The organism is Algoriphagus winogradskyi (assembly GCF_900182815.1).
Taxonomy (GTDB): Bacteria; Bacteroidota; Bacteroidia; order Cytophagales; family Cyclobacteriaceae; genus Algoriphagus; species Algoriphagus winogradskyi.
In genome coordinates this window covers 126,414-147,474 of record NZ_FXUA01000002.1, presented here as the reverse complement: position 1 = coordinate 147,474, position 21,061 = coordinate 126,414, and the positions used below count along the sequence as shown (strand labels likewise).

The 21,061-nt window shown below is 40.7% G+C and carries 17 protein-coding genes; 13 read left to right on the top strand and 4 right to left on the bottom strand.

What is annotated here, in order from left to right; all coding sequences use genetic code 11:
* The first annotated feature begins 45 nt into the window (after positions 1-45).
* The 5 genes from QOL76_RS04995 (at position 46) to QOL76_RS04975 (ending at position 5,240) form a co-directional block, all read left to right on the top strand.
* Positions 46-768 (top strand): class I SAM-dependent methyltransferase, encoded by a 723-nt coding sequence (locus QOL76_RS04995; RefSeq protein ID WP_283411932.1) that lies wholly within the window; start codon positions 46-48, stop codon positions 766-768.
* A complete protein-coding gene (locus QOL76_RS04990) occupies positions 768-1,823 on the top strand; it encodes an AIR synthase-related protein (RefSeq protein ID WP_283411931.1) in 1,056 nt (351 codons plus the stop codon). Before QOL76_RS04995 ends, QOL76_RS04990 begins: the two co-directional genes overlap by 1 nt.
* Positions 1,820-2,464, top strand: coding sequence for a thiamine phosphate synthase (locus QOL76_RS04985; protein WP_283411930.1), 645 nt, complete (start codon positions 1,820-1,822; stop codon positions 2,462-2,464). The genes QOL76_RS04990 and QOL76_RS04985 overlap by 4 nt, the downstream gene beginning before the upstream one ends.
* The gene (locus QOL76_RS04980) at positions 2,461-2,742 is read left to right on the top strand and encodes a Trm112 family protein (protein ID WP_283411929.1); all 282 of its coding nucleotides are present in this window, start codon (positions 2,461-2,463) and stop codon (positions 2,740-2,742) included. Before QOL76_RS04985 ends, QOL76_RS04980 begins: the two co-directional genes overlap by 4 nt.
* Positions 2,743-2,831: 89 nt before the next feature.
* Positions 2,832-5,240 (top strand): poly(ethylene terephthalate) hydrolase family protein, encoded by a 2,409-nt coding sequence (locus tag QOL76_RS04975; protein WP_283411928.1) that lies wholly within the window; start codon positions 2,832-2,834, stop codon positions 5,238-5,240.
* A gap of 118 nt (positions 5,241-5,358) precedes the next feature.
* Here the strand turns inward: QOL76_RS04975 and QOL76_RS04970 are convergent, their stop codons facing one another.
* Positions 5,359-8,370: an AsmA-like C-terminal region-containing protein gene (locus tag QOL76_RS04970; RefSeq protein ID WP_283411927.1), complete on the bottom strand. Its 3,012-nt coding sequence runs from the start codon at positions 8,368-8,370 to the stop codon at positions 5,359-5,361.
* Positions 8,371-8,545: 175 nt separating this feature from the next.
* Positions 8,546-9,892, bottom strand: coding sequence for a dGTP triphosphohydrolase (dgt, locus tag QOL76_RS04965; protein WP_283412535.1), 1,347 nt, complete (start codon positions 9,890-9,892; stop codon positions 8,546-8,548).
* Between the two features lie 105 nt (positions 9,893-9,997).
* On the opposite strand from dgt, the gene QOL76_RS04960 reads away from it, so the two are divergent.
* The 5 genes from QOL76_RS04960 to QOL76_RS04940 all read left to right on the top strand — a co-directional run bounded on the left by QOL76_RS04960 (position 9,998) and on the right by QOL76_RS04940 (position 13,691).
* Positions 9,998-10,822, top strand: a complete 825-nt coding sequence (locus QOL76_RS04960; protein ID WP_283411926.1) for a DUF4382 domain-containing protein — start codon at positions 9,998-10,000, stop codon at positions 10,820-10,822.
* A 95-nt stretch (positions 10,823-10,917) separates the two neighbouring features.
* The gene (locus QOL76_RS04955; protein WP_283411925.1) at positions 10,918-11,715 is read left to right on the top strand and encodes a DUF4382 domain-containing protein; all 798 of its coding nucleotides are present in this window, start codon (positions 10,918-10,920) and stop codon (positions 11,713-11,715) included.
* Complete coding sequence (gene ribD, locus QOL76_RS04950) at positions 11,715-12,740, top strand: bifunctional diaminohydroxyphosphoribosylaminopyrimidine deaminase/5-amino-6-(5-phosphoribosylamino)uracil reductase RibD (protein ID WP_283411924.1); 1,026 nt, start codon at positions 11,715-11,717, stop codon at positions 12,738-12,740. Before QOL76_RS04955 ends, ribD begins: the two co-directional genes overlap by 1 nt.
* Complete coding sequence (locus tag QOL76_RS04945; RefSeq protein ID WP_283411923.1) at positions 12,733-13,215, top strand: GAF domain-containing protein; 483 nt, start codon at positions 12,733-12,735, stop codon at positions 13,213-13,215. The genes ribD and QOL76_RS04945 overlap by 8 nt, the downstream gene beginning before the upstream one ends.
* 14 nt (positions 13,216-13,229) lie before the next feature.
* Entirely contained in the window at positions 13,230-13,691 is a 462-nt protein-coding gene (locus QOL76_RS04940; protein WP_283411922.1) for an SRPBCC family protein, read from the top strand.
* Between the two features lie 91 nt (positions 13,692-13,782).
* On the opposite strand, the gene QOL76_RS04935 is transcribed toward QOL76_RS04940, so the two are convergent.
* Both QOL76_RS04935 and dxs read right to left on the bottom strand, forming a co-directional pair.
* Positions 13,783-14,556 carry an alpha/beta fold hydrolase gene (locus tag QOL76_RS04935; RefSeq protein ID WP_283411921.1) on the bottom strand — a complete coding sequence of 258 codons (774 nt, stop codon included), beginning with the start codon at positions 14,554-14,556 and terminating at the stop codon, positions 13,783-13,785.
* Position 14,557: 1 nt separating this feature from the next.
* Entirely contained in the window at positions 14,558-16,477 is a 1,920-nt protein-coding gene (gene dxs, locus QOL76_RS04930) for a 1-deoxy-D-xylulose-5-phosphate synthase (RefSeq protein ID WP_283411920.1), read from the bottom strand.
* Positions 16,478-16,654: 177 nt separating this feature from the next.
* On the opposite strand from dxs, the gene QOL76_RS04925 reads away from it, so the two are divergent.
* The 3 genes from QOL76_RS04925 to QOL76_RS04915 all read left to right on the top strand — a co-directional run bounded on the left by QOL76_RS04925 (position 16,655) and on the right by QOL76_RS04915 (position 21,046).
* The gene (locus QOL76_RS04925) at positions 16,655-17,404 is read left to right on the top strand and encodes a segregation and condensation protein A (protein WP_283411919.1); all 750 of its coding nucleotides are present in this window, start codon (positions 16,655-16,657) and stop codon (positions 17,402-17,404) included.
* Positions 17,405-17,511: 107 nt separating this feature from the next.
* A complete protein-coding gene (locus QOL76_RS04920) occupies positions 17,512-18,600 on the top strand; it encodes a lysylphosphatidylglycerol synthase transmembrane domain-containing protein (RefSeq protein WP_283411918.1) in 1,089 nt (362 codons plus the stop codon).
* Entirely contained in the window at positions 18,584-21,046 is a 2,463-nt protein-coding gene (locus QOL76_RS04915) for a bifunctional UDP-N-acetylmuramoyl-tripeptide:D-alanyl-D-alanine ligase/alanine racemase (RefSeq protein ID WP_283411917.1), read from the top strand. Before QOL76_RS04920 ends, QOL76_RS04915 begins: the two co-directional genes overlap by 17 nt.
* The last annotated feature ends 15 nt before the right edge of the window (positions 21,047-21,061 follow it).

Here is a 21,061-nt window from a genome sequence, read left to right as displayed (position 1 = left end):
GACCGCAGGAATTGCAGTTAACATTTTTGCAACCTTAAATTCCCTATGGAACTAGAGAAAAAGAACTTTGAATTACTGCCCGACGCGCAGAAAAACTGGCAAAATCGACCTGAGTGGTTTTTCAACCGCGCACACACAGATACTTATGAGCTATGGTACGAAGGGCGATACAAGCGCGCCGAAGTCTGGCAAAAGAAGGTCATGGAGCAGTTGGTGTCCAAAGACAAGCGAGTAAAGACACTCTTGGAATTCGGCTGTGGCACCACCCGTTTTACACGTTGGTGGAAAGAAATTGGCATTAAAGCTACAGGAGGCGATATTTCTCCTCTGATGCTATCCCAAGCTATCCATTTGTTTGATGGTGATTTGGTAATGGCTGATTCCCATTACATGCCTTTCAAGGATCATACTTTCGACTCGCTGGCATTCATCACTACGTTCGAGTATTACAAAGATCCTGTGAAAGTAATTCGTGAATCTGCCCGTGTTGCCAAATATGGTATTGCAATGGGAATGATGAATCGAAATTCACCAAAGGTTCTTAGGAGAAGAGTTCAGCAGGCTTTTGGTAAAAACCCGTTCTATGTCACGGCTACTTTTTACACACCAGCGACGCTCATTAAGATTATTGAGGAAGCTTTGGAAGGAAGAGATTACACAATTGAATGGTCATGTACAGGTCTGCCAAAATGGTTTCCTGTCCAGCAATGGAGTGTTCCGTATGGCGACTTTTTCGGATTATATGTCAAGTTGAATGATGTAGAATAATGGCAGATCAACTCGGTAAAATCAACTTTGAAGGGTACCAGGATTTGCTCGCAGGTAGATTTGGAGCTGCTCGAAAAGAAGTAAAACAAGGCCCAGCATTCGGTGTAGACGTCGCTATTACGTCCCTTCCGGGAGGTTTGGCGATGGCGACTACAAGCGATCCACTTTCCTTGATTCCCTCTTTGGGATTGCAGGAGTCCGCCTGGCTCAGTGTGCACCTCATGGGCAATGATATGGCTACGACAGGCTTTGCACCGCAGTATGGACAGTTTGTCTTGAATTTGCCGGATACACTTTCCAAGGCCGATTTCAATACCTATTGGAGTTTTATCGATCGATATTGCCACGAAATCGGGGTTGCTATCACAGGAGGCCATACTGGATTTGTTCAGGGACAAAATTCGACTTTTGCCGGAGGAGGTACGTTGATCACCATTGCAAAAGAATCCGAAATGCTTTGCTCCACAGGAGCTCAGGAAGGGGACGCCATTTTGGTGACGAAATCCTGTGCATTGACAGCTACAGCTATATTGGGGATGAGTTTTCCCCAAACTATCAAGCAAAAGCTTGGGATGGGAATTTACCATTCTGCGTGTGAGCAATTTTACCAAACTTCCTCGCTTCAAGATGCACTTTGCGCAGCTGGAGCGGATAAGAAATACCCGGAAATCCATGCCATGCATGATGTCACTGAAGGTGGGGTGTTGGGTGCAATCTATGAAATGCTTGTAGCTTCGGATAAGGGCGGTGAAATTGACATTGACCAATTACCAATTGGCAATGTAGCTGCAGCGATTTCAGAATTGTTTGGGCTGGATCCAAGATATTGCGTAGGTGCTGGATCCATGGTCATTGCTTGCGATGGCAATAAATCTGAAGATGTGATCAAGCGACTTGCTGAAATAAATATTCTCTGCACTCAAGTGGGAAGAGTGACTGAAAGTATAGCAGGCATTCAAAGCCAAAAATCAGGGATTACCTCTCCCTTAGTCTATATGGAGACTGATCCCTATTGGGCAGCTTATTTTGATGCATTAAAAGCTGGATGGAAATGAAGGAAAAAGCGAAAATTAACTCTGGAATATATCTGGTGATTGATCCTTCGATGGAAGAAAGCACGCTTTTAGAATCATTGGAAAAAGCTATTTCGGCAAAACCTTGCGCTCTGCAGATTTGGGATAATTTCCCTTCTTCGGTTCAGGTAGCACCACTTATTTGTAAAATAAAAGAGATCTGTAGAGGTACTGGAATTCCTATTTTAATGAATAATCATCCTGAATGGGCCGAGCTGTTTGACATGGATGGAATTCATTTTGACGAGTTGTCCCCTGATCATACCGTATCGTTTCCTAAGTTAAAACAGCAAGGAAAACTCATTGGCGTGACGATCAATAATGACTTGAACCTGATCAAAGCTGCTATTCGGGCCAATGTGGATTACCTCTCTTTTTGCTCCATGTTTCCCTCATCGACCGCAAATAGCTGTGATTTGGTGGAGTTCGAAACGGTTCAAAAAACAAGGAAACTCACATCCATCCCAATTTTCCTAGCAGGTGGGATCACTACCCAAAGAATCGAACACCTAAAACCCTTAGAATTTGATGGCATCGCTGTGGTGTCTGGTGTGATGAAAGCTGCAGATCCAGAGACAGCCATTTCTCAATACAAACAATTACTTACTGACTTAAAAAAATGAAACTAGAAACGATAGAAAAGCTCTGCTGTCCATTTGATAAGCAAGATTTAACCTTAAAAATAATCCTCAAAAATGCAGAAGAAAACATCTTAGAAGGCTGGCTAAACTGTTCAAGCTGTAGTAGAATCTACCCAATTATCAAAGGTATCCCCATCATGAATCCTGATGAGTATAGGGAAGCACACTTGGAGCAGCCAGTATTGGATAGATGGCAAAATCAATTGGAAGGTAGAGAAATAAAGGATTTTAGGTTAAAAGAAAGCCCTTCTACTATCTGATGTTGCTGAAAAGAGTGTGGATGGTTCTATTATTTACTAGGAAAAAAGTAGCTTAGGAATACTTTTGAATTACCATACTATTTTTAAAAATGAAGAAATGGATTAAGAAAGCCAAAAACTGGATAACTGCTAAGCTGTCACTTATCTCTCCTGGTTTTTATGCATTTAAAGGCGCAGCCTTTGGCTTAATAGCATTCACAGTTTTATTGATTATCCTTAATGTTGTTATATTTTCTTTTCAGATAGGCGATCCGTACTATTTGCTTTTTGGTCTAGTGACTATCATTGTTATGGCTCTTCTGGGGGCGTTGGGAGTTTGGATTATAAAGCTTCTTTACCAAATCCCTAGGGGGTTCAAATTTGCGCTTCTTATGTGCTTGCCTATTCTGGCTATGATAGTTTATTTCCAGGTGGTATTGGTAGTACTATTGGCAGTGCTCTTTTCGATACTCGGCGCGGTATATTTTATCTTTGTACGTTCGAGCTTCTCCAGATTGACCACACCAAAAAAAATGGTTGCTTCATTGGCTTTGTGTATTGCTCTTTTTGGAATCGGAGCCTCAGTATACTACTATTCTATTATTGGCTTGGATGTAGATCCAATTGAAAATGCAGCATTACTTACTGCAGACAAAATTCCGGCGATTTTGGGAAAATCACCTGGAGACAATGGAGAGTATTTGGTCAAAACAATTACTTATGGCAGTGGAAAGGACAAACATAGACCTGAGTTTGCTGAGAAAGTAACCTTTAATTTTTTAACAGATTCTGTGAACGGAGTTGCTTTTCTAGATAACTGGAAGGGCTTTTCTGGTTGGTGGAGGGAGAAATACTGGGGTTTTGATGATAAATCGCTTCCAATCAATGGTAGAGTTTGGTACCCGGAAGGGCAAGGCCCATTCCCATTAGTTTTAGTAGTTCATGGAAATCATAGCATGCAGGATTATTCTGATCCTGGTTACGATTACCTGGGAGAACTATTGGCTTCAAGGGGAATGGTTTTGGTATCAGTCGACGAGAATTTCATCAACAGTTCGTGGACGGACATAAGGGAGGGCTTAAGCGAAGAAAATGATGCCAGAGGCTGGTTGCTATTGGAGCATCTCAAGGTTTGGCATGATTGGAACTCAAGTTCAGATCACCCATTTTTCAATAAAATAGACACCACAAAGATAGCTTTGATCGGTCATTCCAGAGGCGGAGAAGCAGTGGCTCACGCCGCTATGTTAAACGAATTGGATTTTTATCCGGACGATGCCTCTGTCAAGCTGGATTATCATTATAACATCAAGTCGATCGTCGCCATCGCTCCTGTAGATGGGCAATACGAGCCAGGAGATAGTAGAACAAAATTGAAGGATATCAATTACTTCGTGATTCACGGAGCTCAGGATGCGGATGTTTCTTCCTTCATGGGGTCTATGCAATACGAGCGGATCAGCTTTCAGGATTCCTCCTATCATTTCAAATCTGGACTCTATGTTTATGGTGCCAATCACGGGCAATTCAATACTTCTTGGGGAAATAACGATACCGGTAATCCTTTTCTGGGACTTTTGAATCTTAAGCAGCAGCTTGATGATTCTACACAGCAGAAAATTGCCAAGGTCTATATTTCAGCATTTCTTGAAGCTACTTTGCAGGGGAAAAAGGAATATTTACCACTTTTCCTAGATGCCAGAAAAGGGAAGAATTGGCTTCCGGAGACGATTTACCTGAATCAGTTTGAGGATTCAAACCTGCAAACCCTGGCAAATTTTGACGAGGATTTTGATGTTAAAACTCTAACCACTGATTCGGCGGGTGTAGAATCCACGAACTTATCGGTTTGGAGGGAAGCTGAAATCCAATTGAAATGGGGGAAAAAAGGCTCGAGAGCAGCTTTTTTGGGATGGAATTATGAGTTGGAAGATAGTTTGAAAGATGAAAAGGCTATAGACATTGTCGCAGATTCCTTAATTGCCAGCTACAGTTTAAACTTTGGTCCTGAGGCTTTTTTGCTCGATTCCACCATTGTTTTGATGTTTTCCATGGCAGAATCAACCGAAGATGCTAACCCGAAATCCTCCGGAAAATGGCTTGTTAACGCTAATGATAATAATAACACTGAAGAAGAGGTGGATGAAGAAAATTCTGACGAGGAACTTGAAGAGGTTGAGGAATCAGATGAAGATGACACTGAAGAGAAGAAAGCGAAGAAGCCTCTGGATTTCACCATTCACTTACTAGATTCTGCTGGGCAATCTGTCAAATTCTTATTGAGTGAATTTTCTCCATTGCAGCGTGAAATTTCCGTGACCATCTGGAAATCTGATTTTATACAAGGAAATAAGCAATCGGAAAAAGTATTTCAAACCTTCGCTTTCAACCTAGAAAAATTTGCCAAATCAAACCCTAGCTTCTCTCCCACCCAAATCAAGACTATCAAGTTTGTCTTTGATCAAAGTACCTCCGGAGTTGTGGTAGTGGATAATATTGGGTTTAGCCGAGAGTTGTAGAAGAAATAGTTAATAGGGTCAAACTTGTAGGTAGTCAAGTCGAACGAAGTCGAGCACAATAGAATTTAGACTTCGACTTCGCTCAGCCTGATTAACCATAATCAAAGGCGTACCACGTTTAATCCTTCTTCACAGTTGTGGTATCAGGTTTAGTGGAGGCTGGTGTGCTTTTAGGAAAAAATCCTTTCAAGAGCTTTTTGGCTTCATCCACAGCTTTATCTTTTGCTACATCCACCTGTTTTTCCAATTCCTTCTTTACACTATCCTGTGCTACTTCTGATTTTGCTTTGAGTGCCAATTTCATGCTGTCCTGAGCAGCATTGAATTGCTCATTAGCTTGTGTTTGGAGATTTTTTGCCTCACCACTTACTCTAGCTTTCAGTGCATTCGCAAGCAATGATTCTATACTGTTTCCTCCGGCAAGGGAAATTTTCGGCGAATTGTACGTTCCTGAAAGGTTCAAGGCCAATGGAATAGTAGTATTCTCATCCGTGGAAGTTCCAGTGATAGAGGATAAAAGAGCATTTGCTTGGGATCCGAATTTCCCGGCAGGAATCTGCATATTTACTAAGTAATTTATCGAGCCATCAAAACCCGCCGTACCTTGCACGTTTGCCTGATAATCCCACAGTTTCACATCGAATGGCTTCACATCCATCACGCCATTTTCAATCGAAATAGGGATGGTAATATTCTTGAGCTGAAGAGTATTCACATCTTTTAGCTTTGTGAGACTAGTGATTCCTTCTAATATTTTACTGTCTTTCAGAGCTGTCTCGGCCACTTTCAGCAAACCTTTTCCATCAAGACTTGACAATAATGGCATCATATCCTGGCCCAGTTTTCCGGAGAAATTTAGATCGGAATTGAATTTTCCTGTCAGGTTTTGAGCAATTGGAGCAAAAGCTTTAATGGTATTAAATGACTTAAAAGCTTCTGCAATGCTGAGTTCTGAAATGTTTAAGCTGAAATTAAATGCGGGCTCAGTCAAATCTCTAGGATCATAGTTACCTGACAATCCAATAGTACCTCCCATCGTTTTCATTGATGCATCGGAAAAGCTCAGAACGCCATTTTTTAATGACATATTTCCTTTCACCTCTTTTAGGTTCAAATTGTCATAGATTACTTCATTTGCGACCGCAGTCATGGTAAAGTCTATATTATTTGGTAGCTCGATTACTGATAGCTCAGTACTTGTCGTATCAGCCGAAGTATCTTCGCTCATCCATTCATTTACATTGAACCTACTACTATTCATGGCGAGCTGACCTTTCAAGGTTCCATTTTCACCAAGGAAGTATTCCATGTAATTGGAAAGGTAACCAGTGGCCTGCAATGGGCTTTCTCCAATCTTCGAATCGAATTCTGTTAAATTTATACGCTCTGGAGTGAATTCTGCTTTTGCGCTAGCGATCTCAACACCCTGAGGGACATCAGTAGAAGAATACTTGAACTTGCTGATATCCATGCTGCCGCGAGTCTCCAGTTGATTGTATTTTTCAGCCTGAACAGCCGCATAGGATCCTTTCGTATTGATATCCGCTTGAATATGACCTTCCATAGTCATGTCATCCATTGGAAAAATGGCTAATATCTTCCTGAGATCAACTCCTCCGATAATTTCTCCATCCCAGAAGAGTTTGTCAAAATCTCGGATTTTCATGTTTCCTCGTATTGCTTCACCTTCCAGCTCAAATCCAAACTGACTTAGATCAACCAGAAAATCCGTCATATTTCCATTAGAATTCTGCACGGAGGCATTCACGTTTAATTTCTCAATGGGTGCTGGATAATCTGCACTTTTTGCATATCCATTAGCCAGCAAAAGCTTTGCATTGATGGCAGGAATAATACCTGCGACAGAATCATATCGACCTTTGGCAGTAGCATCCACATCGAGATTTCCTTTTAAGGCAAGCCCCTCAATTGGGAAAATGGAGGTCAATTCCTCCAGATCTAATTTGCCTTTCAAAGCAGCATCCATTGTGTAACTTACCAAATCAGATAGATACAATTTTCCTGAAATAGGATTACTTCCAAAGTCTAAATTGAATGTGGGAATTGAAATGGAAGTATTATCAATATTATCCGTTTCGTTTTTTACCTGGAGGTCAAGATTCACGTTTTTCACTGGCTTTGGCAAGTCTGGGTATTGGAACATGCCGTCAGCTACTTTGAGCGAAATATCAAAAGAAGGAATTTTCACATCATTGTAAATCCCTTTGATAGTTCCATTGAAATCCATGGTTCCAGAGGTTTTTAAACTGGAAAAACTCTCCGAGTAGATACCAGGAATAAGTGATAAAATACTCTTGAACTCATTGTCAATTCCAGTTAAAACTAGATCCATTTCTATGTCATCGTTAGGCATTGCCAAGAATCCGCTCAATCCAAAAAGAAAATCGTTTAGCTGAAAATTACCTTCTCCCAGCGTGAACCTCATATTTTCCATGTCAATATTCAGCAGGGTTTCGCCCTTGAAAGTTTTGTTGGTAAGGTAACTTACATCTTCATAGGTAATGTCTGCTATCAAAGCTTCCATGTCAATCGGAAGGTCATACACATCTGCTGTAAAATCACCGGACCCCTGTGCATTGATCCCTCCTAATGCCATAAAATAATCAAGTTGTCTATCGTCATAGACCAAATTGAGATTGCTGATTTCCATCTCATCCACTCCGATTTTAAAATTGCTATCAGCCATATCTTCCGCCACTGTTTCTGAAGGGAAAGTGATGTCATAATTTGCTTTCCCATCTTCCAATACCTTGATGTAAACATTTCCACCATTCAAATGGACGCCAGTGAGCGTAGGGTAGTCATCAAAAAGCACGGATTTAAGGTTGAAATCAATGGCCAATTCACGAAGTGAAACCAAAGTGTCCTTTTCAAAAGGGGCATTCCCAACAATATCGAAATCAGTGATTCTTGCCGATACGTTTGGGAATCTTCTAAAGAGGCTTATGCTCACATTATCAATGTCATAAATGACTTTTGCATTCACAGATTGGGCAATTTCCCGGTCAATTCGGGCAGCAATTTTGTCTTTAAAAAGAAAAGGAACAGCTACTGCTGCAGCTATCAAAAATATAAATACACCTAAAATGATGATCAGTGCCTTTTTCATATATGGTTTTATTAAGCGAATAGGTGGGTTTGCTGGAATAGGTAGATTCCAGTCAGGCAATAGATACGTAATTATTGCCCTTTGTAGGCTAAATAGTTACAAAATTTAAGCCGCGAAGCTTATACATTCTCCGAAGAGCTTGCATTTAGGAAAACTAAGTACAAGGATATTTAATTTAAGACCCTGGAATGGAGATGCCTTTCACTCTACGATAGAGATTCAGGGCGTATTTGTCAGTCATTCCAGAAATGAAATCCACTAACGACCGAAGTAAAGGATATGGGTTAACTTCAGCCCCCCAGCCCTTCAGTGGGAAATCTTCCGGCAGAAGTCGAAGTATGCTTTTGTCTTGCCCTGAGAATTTCTCTGGGTCATAAAATTGATGGTAAAGAGCTTTGGAAAATACTTCTAACAATCCTTCCAAAACTTGAAAACCTGCCGCCTCTTTTTCCAAAACCACTTGAGAACGATAAATTTTTTGAACCGAAACGTCAGTGATTTTCTGAAGTGCCTTAGCCGAAGGGATGATATCAGTCAGAGCTTTGTCAAAATTGCCTTTGCACATACTTTCCTCAAACTTGGCAAAGACTTCTACACATTCGCTGATTAACTCCCCAATTGCTAAGGCTCGCAATGCACCAAGGTTTTGTGTGACAGTTCTAGGCTCCTTTAATTTTTTCGGATCAAATTTATCCTTCAAAATCGGAGCTAGAAGCTTCACTGTTTCCTCAAAGCTTACCAATCCCAGGGTACAGCCATCTTCCAGATCAATAATGCTATAGCAAATATCATCCGCAGCTTCTACCAAGAATGCCAAGGGATGGCGATACCAGCATTCAGGACTGGATTTTTCCATTCCAAGCACAGCTCCCATTTGCTCAAAATCGGCTAATTGGTTAATGAAAAACCCGTATTTTTTCTGGCTTCTTCGAGCAATATCCCGCTGTGCTATCATGCTTGGACGTGGATATTTGGTAAATGCCGCCAATGTTGCATAAGTCAGTTTCAGTCCAAACTGCTTGGAAACAAGCATTCTAAAACCCTGAGCGTTTCCTTCGAAATTGCAGAGATCAGCTAATTGCTCTGTACGTACATGCGATTCCCAGCATTTTCCGGCAGGATGAAATTTAAAGAAATCAGAAATAGCCTCTTCTCCTGCATGACCAAAAGGAGGGTTTCCAATATCATGCGTTAATGCCGCTGCGGCCACAATTGCTCCAATTTCAAATGGAGTAATACCGGTTTTATTCAGCTGCGGGTACTTTTCCAACAGCATTTCCCCTGCTGCTTTTCCCAGGGATCGCCCTACACTGGACACTTCTAAGCTATGGGTAAGTCTAGTATGTACGAAAGCCTGTTCAGGCAGAGGAAAAACCTGAGTTTTATCTTGAAGATTACGGAATGGAGAAGAAAAAATTATTCGATCATAATCTACTTCAAATTCGCTTCGGGTTACTTGTGTAGGTATAAATCCCGGATTATCACCAAATCTGCCTCGGGATAAAAGGCGTTCCCATTTCATCATGCCCAAAAATAAGAAGGTATTGAGACATTACTTTACTATTTGTCATTTTTGAGTTGGCATGGTCATTGGCATTTCCTTACCACTAAACTAAACTCGATTCGTATGAAAAATATATTTTCCTATCTCCTTATAGCATGCTGGGCTGTTTTTTCAATGTCATGCTCTTCCGATGATGAGAATCCAAGTGGAGAGTCAGCACGCGTTAATATTTTATTAGTGGATGCACCAGCCTCTTACGATGAAGTATGGGTAGAAGTACTAGCCGTTCGTGTGAAGATAGATGAGGACGGGATAGAGGATGATGACATTGATGACGACGATGAGTCTTCTTGGGTAGAAATTATTTATGACGGAAGTCAACCAATTAACCTTTTAGAATTAACAGGAGGAACTAGTGAGCATTTAGGAACAGAGAATTTTCCTGAAGGAGAAATCGATCAAATCAGATTGATTCTTGGTGAGAACAATTACGTAATCAAAGACGGTCAGCGTTTTGACATGAAAACACCAAGTGCTCAGCAGAGTGGATTGAAAATTAAAGTGGATGAATACATAGAAGGTGGGATGTCTTATGATTTGGTAATTGATTTTGATGCTGCTAAGTCTATCGTAGAGGCAGGAAATTCTGGGCAAATCATCCTTAAGCCTGTATTGAGAGCATATTTAGACGAAGTTTCTACTGGTATTATGGGTCAAGTTCTACCTTTGGAAGCTCAGCCAGTTCAGGTAACTGTTGAAGGGGAAGGAGAATCTATGAATACATATGTAGATGCAAATGGCAATTATAAAATCACTGGATTAGACGAAGGGGTTTATAAAATTACCTTTACTCCAAATGATTCCTATGAAATTGTAATGGTAGAAGGGATTATCGTTGAAGATGAAATGGTTACTACGGTGACTTCACAGGTCTTACCGGAAAATTAAGGTTTTAGATAATTTAGACCAGCTTAGGCTGGTCTTTTTTTTATCTAGGTTATCTTGAACTACTGTATTCAATAGATTTGGCCTAAATTTGCTTTGTGAAAAAACTTTACTTTTATCTATTTCCAGTAGCAAGTGTGCTTTTCCTAGCATCTTGCGAAGACCCTGATTCAAGTCCAAGATCTTTACTCAATCTGATATTGGTAGATAGTCCTGCCAAATGGGATTCTGTTTTTGTGGAGATTGAGGGAGTCGATATAGAGGTATTGGCAGAAGGTCGAGAGACTCAGAGCCAGACTTTTTTCCTGGAATATAAATCCGGTGACAAAAGGATAAAAGTTAGTGATCTGGTGGGAAGCACTGCACTGCTATTAGGAAGAAGTGAATTGCCGATTGGTCAAATAATAAGTGCTAAGATTATTCTAGGGGATAACCATTCCATGTTTTTTAATGAGAAAAAATATGTGTTGGCGCTTTCGGATCCTACAAGAAATGAAATTTCATTAGAAACCTCAATCGATATAGAGCAGGGAATTTCCTATGATATCTTGCTGGATTTGGATCTTGAAAAGTCCATAGTCCAAGTATCAGAATCTCCCCTAACCTACGAGCTAGATCCAACCTTTACTTTGATAAGTGGAATTGGTACGGTGGATATCAGCGGAACGCTGAAACCAACGACTCTTTATCCGGCGATTTACCTAAGCAATGGTGAGGATACCATATCTACGCATACTGATGCCACTGGCAAATATTATTTCAGAGTTCAAGCAGGTTCTTACAATATTTTATTTGATCCGAAGGACGAGTTGTATTTAGATACAGCCTATGCATCAAAGTTGGTGGTGAGTGAAGATAGTGTACTTGCTCCAATCACATTTAAGAAAAAACCCTGATGAAAGCTGATGAACTCTACATGCAACGAGCTCTAGAACTTGCAGAACTTGGCAGGGGAAAAGTTAGCCCAAACCCAATGGTGGGTTGCGTGATTGTACATCAAGACAGGATTATTGGCGAAGGATACCATCAGCAATATGGTAAACCGCATGCTGAAGTCAATGCAATAAATTCGGTAGCAAATCAGGATTTATTAGCTGATTCGACGGTCTATGTAACGCTGGAGCCTTGTGCGCACTTCGGGAAAACTCCTCCCTGCGCTAATTTGCTGGTGGAAAAAAAAGTGAAGAAGGTTATTATTGCAGGTTTCGACAGTAATCCACTAGTGGGCGGAAAAGGGATCCAAATTTTGAAAGATGCAGGGATTGTAGTTCAAACGGGTCTTTTAGAACAAGAAGCAAGATTTCAGAACAAACGGTTTTTCACCCAAATAGAGAAGAAAAGACCTTATGTGATTTTGAAGTGGGCACAAACGAAAGACGGGTTTGTTGCTAGGGAGGATTATTCCTCCAAATGGATTACAAATTCTTCCAGCAGACAACTGGTGCACAAGTGGAGAGCTGAGGAAGATGCGATAATGGTCGGTAAAAACACCGCTAAATACGATGATCCGGCATTGAATGTGAGAGATTGGGTAGGGAAAAATCCCTTACGAATAGTAATTGATAGCAAACTCGAGCTGCCAAATTCACTTAAATTATTTGATGAAGCAGTACCTACGATCTGTTTTAATACGCTGAAATCTGAAGTAAAAGGCACCTTAGAATATGCTAAGCTGAACCCAGGCTTTAAGATTAAGGATATTCTGGATGAGTTGAATAAGCGAAATATTCAAAGCGTAATTATTGAAGGCGGAAGTTATTTATTGAATAAGTTTTTGGCTTCCGAACTTTGGGATGAGGCTAGAGTGTTTACAAGCAGTAACAAATTTGGTAGTGGAATAGCAGCTCCTGTTCCCCCTACCCCGGTTTCCGAGACTATAGAGATCTTGGACGACACTTTAAGAATTTATCATCATGTCTGAAAGTCTATACATACCTGAATCAGCTACTAAAGCTGAAAAATACGAAGCTATTTTGCCACAGATCGAAGCCTTGATCAGTGGAGAACCAGATCTATATGCGAACCTAGCCAATATCTCAGCAGCTCTTAAAGAAGCATTTGACTTCTTCTGGGTTGGATTTTATCTGGTGAAAGAAAATCAGTTGGTATTGGGGCCATTTCAAGGGCCGATTGCGTGTACAAGAATATCTATAGGAAAAGGTGTTTGTGGTACAGCGTGGCAAGAAGGCAATACTGTTCTTGTTCCTGATGTGGATGCTTTTCCAGGGCATATCGCCTGTAGTTCTGCTTCCAAATCGGAGATCGTGGTACCGGTTTTCAAAGGTGGTTTAGTTGCCATGGTACTTGATGTGGATTCAGATCAGCTGGATGATTTTGATGGGGTGGATCAGGAATATTTGGAGAAATTGATGGGAGTGCTGGGAAGCCAGTTGTGATTATTTTCTAGATAATGGGTTTACAGAAAATTGAGTTAATAACAGAAATTAATGCTCCTATAGAAAGGTGTTTTGATCTAGCTAGGGATGTAGATTTTCATAAACTTTCAACAGAGAAAACGAAAGAAATAACAATTGCGGGAAGAATGCATGGCCTATGCGAGCTTGGTGATACTGTCACTTGGGAAGCGAATCATTTAAGGGTGAGACAACAGTTGTCTATTGTGATTACAAAATTTGAAAAGCCTTACTTTTTTGAAGACAAAATGACTAAGGGTGCTTTTAAATCTATGCGTCATGAGCATTTTTTTGAACGTATTGATAAAATAACAAGAATGACTGACTATTTTCATTACCAAGTTCCTTATGGGATATTGGGAAGTTTTTTTGATAAAATAATTCTAAGAAAATACATGACCGATTTCTTACTTAAGAGGAATAGTAAGTTAAAAAGTATTGCTGAGGGAAATTTATAATCTCTTTTTTAAGAATTTGAATACAAATTTGAGGTAAATTTTTCACCCAGTGGCAATAGGCTTTCTAAAAGATGAGTGATATCAAGCCTACTTACCTGCTAACAACCCTCTCACAAAACTCCTTCACAATTTTCAAACTTTCCTCTTTTCGCTCGATCATTCCCAAGTGTCCGGTGTTTTCGAGTTCGAAATAGTCTGTGATAGCTTTTTGGTGCTTTCGACTCGCATCGATTTTTACGGCTCCATCCAGTGTACCAGCGATCATTAACTTTGAGCCGGAGTAGTTTTTCAATACTTCGAAACGATCTTTCCGATTTCTCATCGTTTTAGTCAATGCGATCAATCCATCCAGAGTACAATGTTTAGCTTGTTCTATCGCAATGTTGATTTCTTGTTCTAATTCCTCTCTTCTCTCATCAGGGATAAGTGGAGGTACAAAAGAAGTAACGAATTTCTCTACACCGTGCTTCTTTAAAAAAATGACTGTGCGATCTCTCATTCCCTTTTTTTCTTCATCATCTGCAAAAGCTGTGGAATGGAAAAGCCCAACTGCTTTGAGCCTTTTCCCCATTAATTCTAATAAGGACAACATTACATATCCGCCTAGTGAGTGACCGATTACGATGGGATCTTTTATAGAATTCTCCTCCATCCAATCTTCTAGCTTTACTGCAATTTCCTCCAAGCTATTTTGTGAAAGAGCCAGAGGGGAGTCTCCACATCCTGGAAGATCAGGACATATTACTCTGAAGTCGCTGGACAAAGCATTTGAAAAGCCTCTCCACATTTCTCCGATTTCGCAGAAACCATGAATCAAGACAACAGGTTGCCCTTCTCCTTTTTCAAAAAAACTAATGGAAGACATCTTAGGAAATAGTTTTGGAAACCTCAGTGAGGCTTCTAACTGTAGCAGCTATTCCTTCAGGATCAAAACCGCATTCTTTATGTAATTCAAGCTGCTCACCATGCTCAATGATATCATCAGGAATGCCTAAACGCTTCACCTGAGCTTGGTATCCATGATCTATCATCCACTCAATTACTGCAGAACCAAATCCACCCATCAAGCAACCATCTTCTACAGTGATCACCTTTTTGAATTTGCCAAAAATCTCATGAAGCAATTCTCCATCCAGAGGCTTCACAAATCGCATATCGTATTGGGCAGGATTTAATCCCTCTTTTTGAAGTTTCTCGCAAGCCTCTACAGCATAGTTTCCGATGTGTCCAATTGTTAAAATGGCGATTTCTTCACCTTCTTTTACAATTCTTCCTTGACCTAGTGGAATTTGCTCGAATGGTGTTTTCCACTCAGGCATTACACCTTTCCCTCTTGGATATCGGATAGAATAAGGGCCATTGTGAAGAGATGCGGAATACATCATATTTCGAAGTTCTTCCTCATTCATTGGTGCTGAAACGACCAAATTGGGAATACAACGGAAATAGGCAATATCGTAAGCTCCATGGTGCGTAGGTCCATCAGCTCCAGCAAAGCCAGCTCTGTCCAAACAAAGAACCACAGGTAAATTCTGCAAACACACATCGTGCACGACTTGATCGTAAGCGCGCTGCATGAACGTAGAGTAGATATTACAGAAAGGAACAAGTCCTTGAGTTGCTAAGCCAGCAGAAAACGTTACTGCATGTTGTTCGGCAATTCCCACGTCAAAAGCGCGATCAGGCATTGCCTTCATCATGATATTCATAGAAGACCCAGACGGCATCGCGGGAGTTACACCCATGATTCGATCATCTTGCTCTGCCAATTCTACCAAAGTATGTCCAAAAACATCCTGATATTTTGGTGCTTGAGGAGTGCTTGGAGTGCTTTTATATATTTCTCCAGTTACTTTGTCAAATGCCCCTGGCGCATGCCAAGTAGTTTGATTTCCTTTTTCTGCAGGACCATATCCTTTGCCTTTCATTGTCACACAATGAAGGATTTTTGGTCCAGGAATATCTTTAAGATCCTTTAGTACTTCTGCCAAGTGATTGACATCGTGACCATCTACAGGACCGAAGTAGCGAAGATTTAATGATTCAAAAAGATTGCTTTGATTCAATAAGGCGGATTTGATTCCTCCCTCCACTTTGGAGATCACATCTTGTGCGCTTGTACCGAACTTGCTCAGTTTGCCCAAAATCTTCCAAACCTCATCTTTTGCTTTATTGTAAGTTTTGGAAGTAGTGATATCAGTAAGATAATCCTTAAGCGCACCGACATTAGGGTCGATCGCCATGCAATTATCATTCAGTATGATCAATAAATTGGTATCACTGACTCCTGCATGGTTCATGGCTTCGAATGCCATTCCTCCGGTCATTGACCCATCACCGATCACGGCAACGTGCTGCTTTTTGGTCAGGCCTTTGTATTGTGAAGCTACCGCCATGCCTAAGGCTGCGGAGATTGAAGTACTAGAGTGACCTACGCCAAAGGTATCGTATTCACTTTCTTTTCTTTTTGGGAAACCTGAAAGGCCTCCATATAGGCGGTTTGTATGAAAGCGCTCTCTTCTTTCAGTAAGGATTTTGTGCCCGTAAGCCTGATGCCCTACATCCCAAACTAGTTGATCTTCGGGAGTGTTAAGTACATAATGAAGCGCGACAGTGAGCTCTACTACACCAAGACTTGCGCTGAAATGACCGCCGTAAACGGATACATTATCAATAATAAATTGTCGGAGTTCATCACAGATTTGAACCAGTTTTTCTTTCGGAAACTTTTTAAGGTCTGCGGGACTATTTATTTGAGCTAATAATTCTCCTGGTTCAATCAGCATTTTTCAGCGGTAATGTGTTCAAATTAGAATAACAACAATTGTGCATTATTGTTTTTCCATCCAATAAATATTGACATTAGGCGATTGCCTCTTTCTCCTGCCGTTTCCAATTAATTTAGCTTAATTGAATATCTTTGACAACAAGGTGGCAAAATTAACCAATAATTTAGATATCCTTTGAGTTTCGAAATCAAATTACCTCTCTTCGAAGGTCCTTTTGACCTCATGCTCTTCTTCATCGAGCGTGATGAACTGGACATATACGATATTCCTATATCCAAGATTACCAATGACTTCTTGGATTATGTCCACCAGATGGAGCAAATGGAAATGGAGGTTGCAAGTGATTTTATCCTTTTTGCAGCTACGCTGATGAAGATTAAGTCGCGAATGCTTTTGCCAAGACCGGAGCTAAATGAGGAGGGAGAAGAAATTGACCCACGAGAGGAACTGATCAGGAATCTACTGGAATACAAGAAGTACAAATCTGTTATTGAAGAGCTTTCATCTATGGAAGGTGAAGAAATGTCCAAGCAAAAGCGGGGAAATATTGCAGCAGAATTGAAGTCGCTTAGTAAAATAGATGATGTGGATGCAGAGATGCAGGACATGGATTTATATAAAATGCTAAAGGTTTTTCAGCGGACAATGGCTAAAATGGCAGCCCGTGTAGATGAAACAAAACACACCGTGATTCAGTATCCCTATACGATTGCCCAGCAAAAGGATTTTGTCCTTGAGAAAATCAGTTTTAAGAAAAAAGTGCCTTTTGATGAATTCATCAGCTACAAACCCGATAAGATTTTTGTGATTTATACCTTTCTAGCAATTTTAGAATTACTTCAACTTTCACTGGTTACCATCATTATAGGGGATGGTTTTAATAATTTCTGGGTGGAAAAGACTGAGCCAATAGCTGTAGCCTAGCCTATGAAATCGAGCATGTCGCAGGTGGCAAATACCCCCATATTTCTTCTCGGCGCGAAATTCAGCCCGATACTTATCGGAATGATACCAAAAAAGCTATTAAACAGATGAAACTGGATAACAAAAAGATCTTTAAAACACTCAATCCTAATAAAATCTGGGTTCCGGTTATCATAGGTTTAGCCATTGTTTTCGCGATGTTTTACTTTGATCCCTCGGTAAACAAAGACTCATTAAGTGGGATTTTTGATGCATCGATTCCGTGGATTGTTGTGGCCGTTTTAGTCATTTTGTTTCGCGATGCTGGGTATGTTTTTAGAATTCGTGAGATTACAGATAGGCATCTGACTTGGAAGCGGGCTATTTATGTAATCATCCTTTGGGAATTTGCTTCTGCAGTGACTCCCTCAGTAGTAGGAGGTTCTGCAGTGGCTATTTTTATATTGAATAAGGAAGGAATCAAGCTGGGAAGGGCTGTTGCCTATGTGATGGTCACCGCTATTTTGGACAATCTATTTTTTGTAATCGGAGCTCCAATTATTCTATTTTTTGCAAAAGGAAATATTTTCCCAACGAGTAAGGTGCTGGAAATGCAATTGGAAAACAGTATGGAAGCCATATTCTGGATTTCTTATTCACTGTATGCTGCATACAGTATGGTGATGGCTGCAGCATTATTTTATAGACCCAGAGTCTTCAAATGGGTTTTAATCAAAATATTTTCAATTAAATGGCTTCGGAAGTGGAAGCATGATGCTCAGGAATATGGTGACCAAATCATCATAGCATCAAGAGAACTATCGGGTAAAAAATGGAATTACTGGGTCCCAATTGTCGTAGCGACTATCCTAATTTGGAGCTCAAGGTATCTGATGCTTAATGCTTTGATTTCTGCATTTGTCCCTTTGGCGGCCTTTGAGCATGTTATCGTATTTGCCCGGCAGGTGATTATGTGGATCGTGATGATGATATCCCCGACTCCAGGCAGTAGTGGAACGGCTGAGTTTTTCTTTGGGCAATTCTTTACAGAGTTTCTGGGAAATTACACATTCGTTACCAGTATCTTATGGAGACTTTTATCCTATTATCCATACTTGATTTTGGGAGCATTTTTCCTTCCTAGATGGATTAAGCAGGTGTTTTTCAAGAAAAAGAACAAGAAAATAAATCCGGGACAAGATGTTTCAGGAAGTTAGTCAACCACAAATCGTAGAAATCACCGCGGGATTGCTTTTCAATGGAAATGATGAGCTCTTTATTTCTCAAATTGCAATCGATTCCAGACAGATTCTTCATCCCGAAAAAACACTATTTGTAGCGCTCCGGGGAGCAAAAGCTGATGGAGCTGATTTCATTCCACAATTAGCTGAATTTGGAGTAAAGACATTCTTGGTTCATCACGATTTTGATGAGAACGTCTTTCCGGATATTTGCATAATCAAAGTTGCCGATACCCGAAGAGCCTTGCAGCTTTTGGCCAAATACGAAAGATCTCTCTTTACAAATCCTGTGGTGAGCATCGCTGGCAGCAACGGTAAGACTATTGTAAAAGAATGGCTAGGACAGATCTTGGGACAAAAGTACGCTGTAGCCAAAAGCCCAAAAAGCTACAATTCTCAGGTAGGTGTTCCTCTTTCCATCTTCGGAATAGAGACCTATCATCAAGTGGCAATTTTAGAAGCAGGAATTTCGAAGGCTGGAGAAATGGCAGCTTTGGAAGAAATGATCAAGCCAGATTTGGGGATTTTTACCAACCTTGGAACCGCTCATCAGGAAGGGTTTGAAAGCTTGGAATCAAAGCTTAATGAGAAGCTTTCGATTTTTGAAGATTCTAATCTCCTGATTTACTGTGCTGATCAAAAATTGGTTTCTGATCAAATAGAGGCCTTATTTCCTGCTGAAAAGCTTATAGGTTGGTCGGACAGAGCTGGCTATGAATTTACCAGATCGGTGAAATTGAAGGAGAGCGGTGCTCGCCTTATATTGATGAAATCAGACCTGAGTACACATACATTTCAGGTGCCCTTTTCTGATATGGCTTCACTCGAAAATATCACCCATGTCATCATAGCCGCGATGACTTTGGGGCAAAGCCCAGAATCTATCCAAGAAGGCATATCACACCTCAAATCGGTAGATATGCGACTTACGCTAAAGCCAGGAATAAACGATTCCCTGCTGATTGATGACACCTATAACAATGATTTGGCCGGATTGAAAGTGGCGCTGGACTTTATGCAACAGCAGCGTCCAAAACGTCGCAAAATACTGATCTTGTCGGATTTGCTTCAGCAAGGTTCTCCTGAGAAAATTTATGAAGAAGTCACCGAGCTGATAAGAAAATATCAATTCGATCAGATATTTGGAGTTGGTAAAGAGATATTCTTATTGGAAAGGGAGTTCCCAGAATTTTTCAAGGGATTTACTTCTACGGGAGAGCTTCTGTCTAGTCTTGACCCTGAGGCTTTTGCGAATGATATGATATTGATCACAGGAGCAAGGGTTTTTGGATTTGAAGAAGTAGTCAATCGACTTCAGCAGAGAATCCACGGGACTACATTAGAGATCAATCTGAATGCGCTGACTCATAATTATAATTTTTATAAAAAGCTTCTTTCCCCAAAGACCAAAGTTATGGTAATGGTAAAAGCTTTTGCATACGGAGGTGGAGCTGTAGAAATCGCCAATCAAATTCAGACCATGGGGGCGGACTACTTAGGTGTGGCTTTTTCTGACGAAGGCGTCGCTTTGCGTAAGCAGGGTATCAAGCTGCCAATAATGGTGCTTAATACTATGGAGGAATCGTTTGAGCTTTGTAGTGAGTTTGATTTGGAACCGGTAGTTTTTAGTCCTGAGTTTTTTGAGAGTTTGGCGTCTTGGTGTACCATTCATCATAGGACCATGCGTATTCACCTCGACATAGATACGGGAATGCATCGATTGGGTTTTGAGAGAAAGCAGCTGGATGGATTGAAGGAATTAATTCAGGCAAATCCGCAATTGGAGATTGCTTCTGTTTATACTCATTTGGTTGGGGCGGATGAAGAGATTCATCAGGAGTTTTCTTTATCTCAATTGAAGGCTTTTGAAAAGATGAAAAATGATATTCTGCAAGTGATCACTTACAAACCGCTCATTCATGCTCTCAATTCAGCTGGAATCGTTGCGTTTCCAGACTTTCAATTCGATATGGTAAGGTTGGGAATCGGCCTTTATGGAGTTGAAGTGACAGGAAAACATGCGTTAGCCTTGCGGCCAATCAGTACCTTAAAAACTACAATTTCTCAAATAAAAACTCTTGAACCAGGAGAAACAATTGGGTATTCGAGAAAAGGCATCCTAATCTCTGGAGGTAAAATAGCTACCCTTGCGCTTGGGTATGCAGATGGGTATGATCGGCGGTTTAGCAATGGTAAAGGCTATGTGTTAATCAATGGAAAAAAAGCTCCTGTGATCGGGAATGTCTGTATGGACATGTGCATGGTGGATGTGAGCGGAATGGACGTGAAAGCTGGTGATGAGGCAATTGTATACGGAGAGAAAATTTCGTTGAAAGAGCTTGCGGATCAGATCGGTACGATCCCATATGAACTTCTGACTAATATTAGTACCCGAGTGAAGCGCATTTATTACCTAGACTAGGGTTGGTTTTGGCTT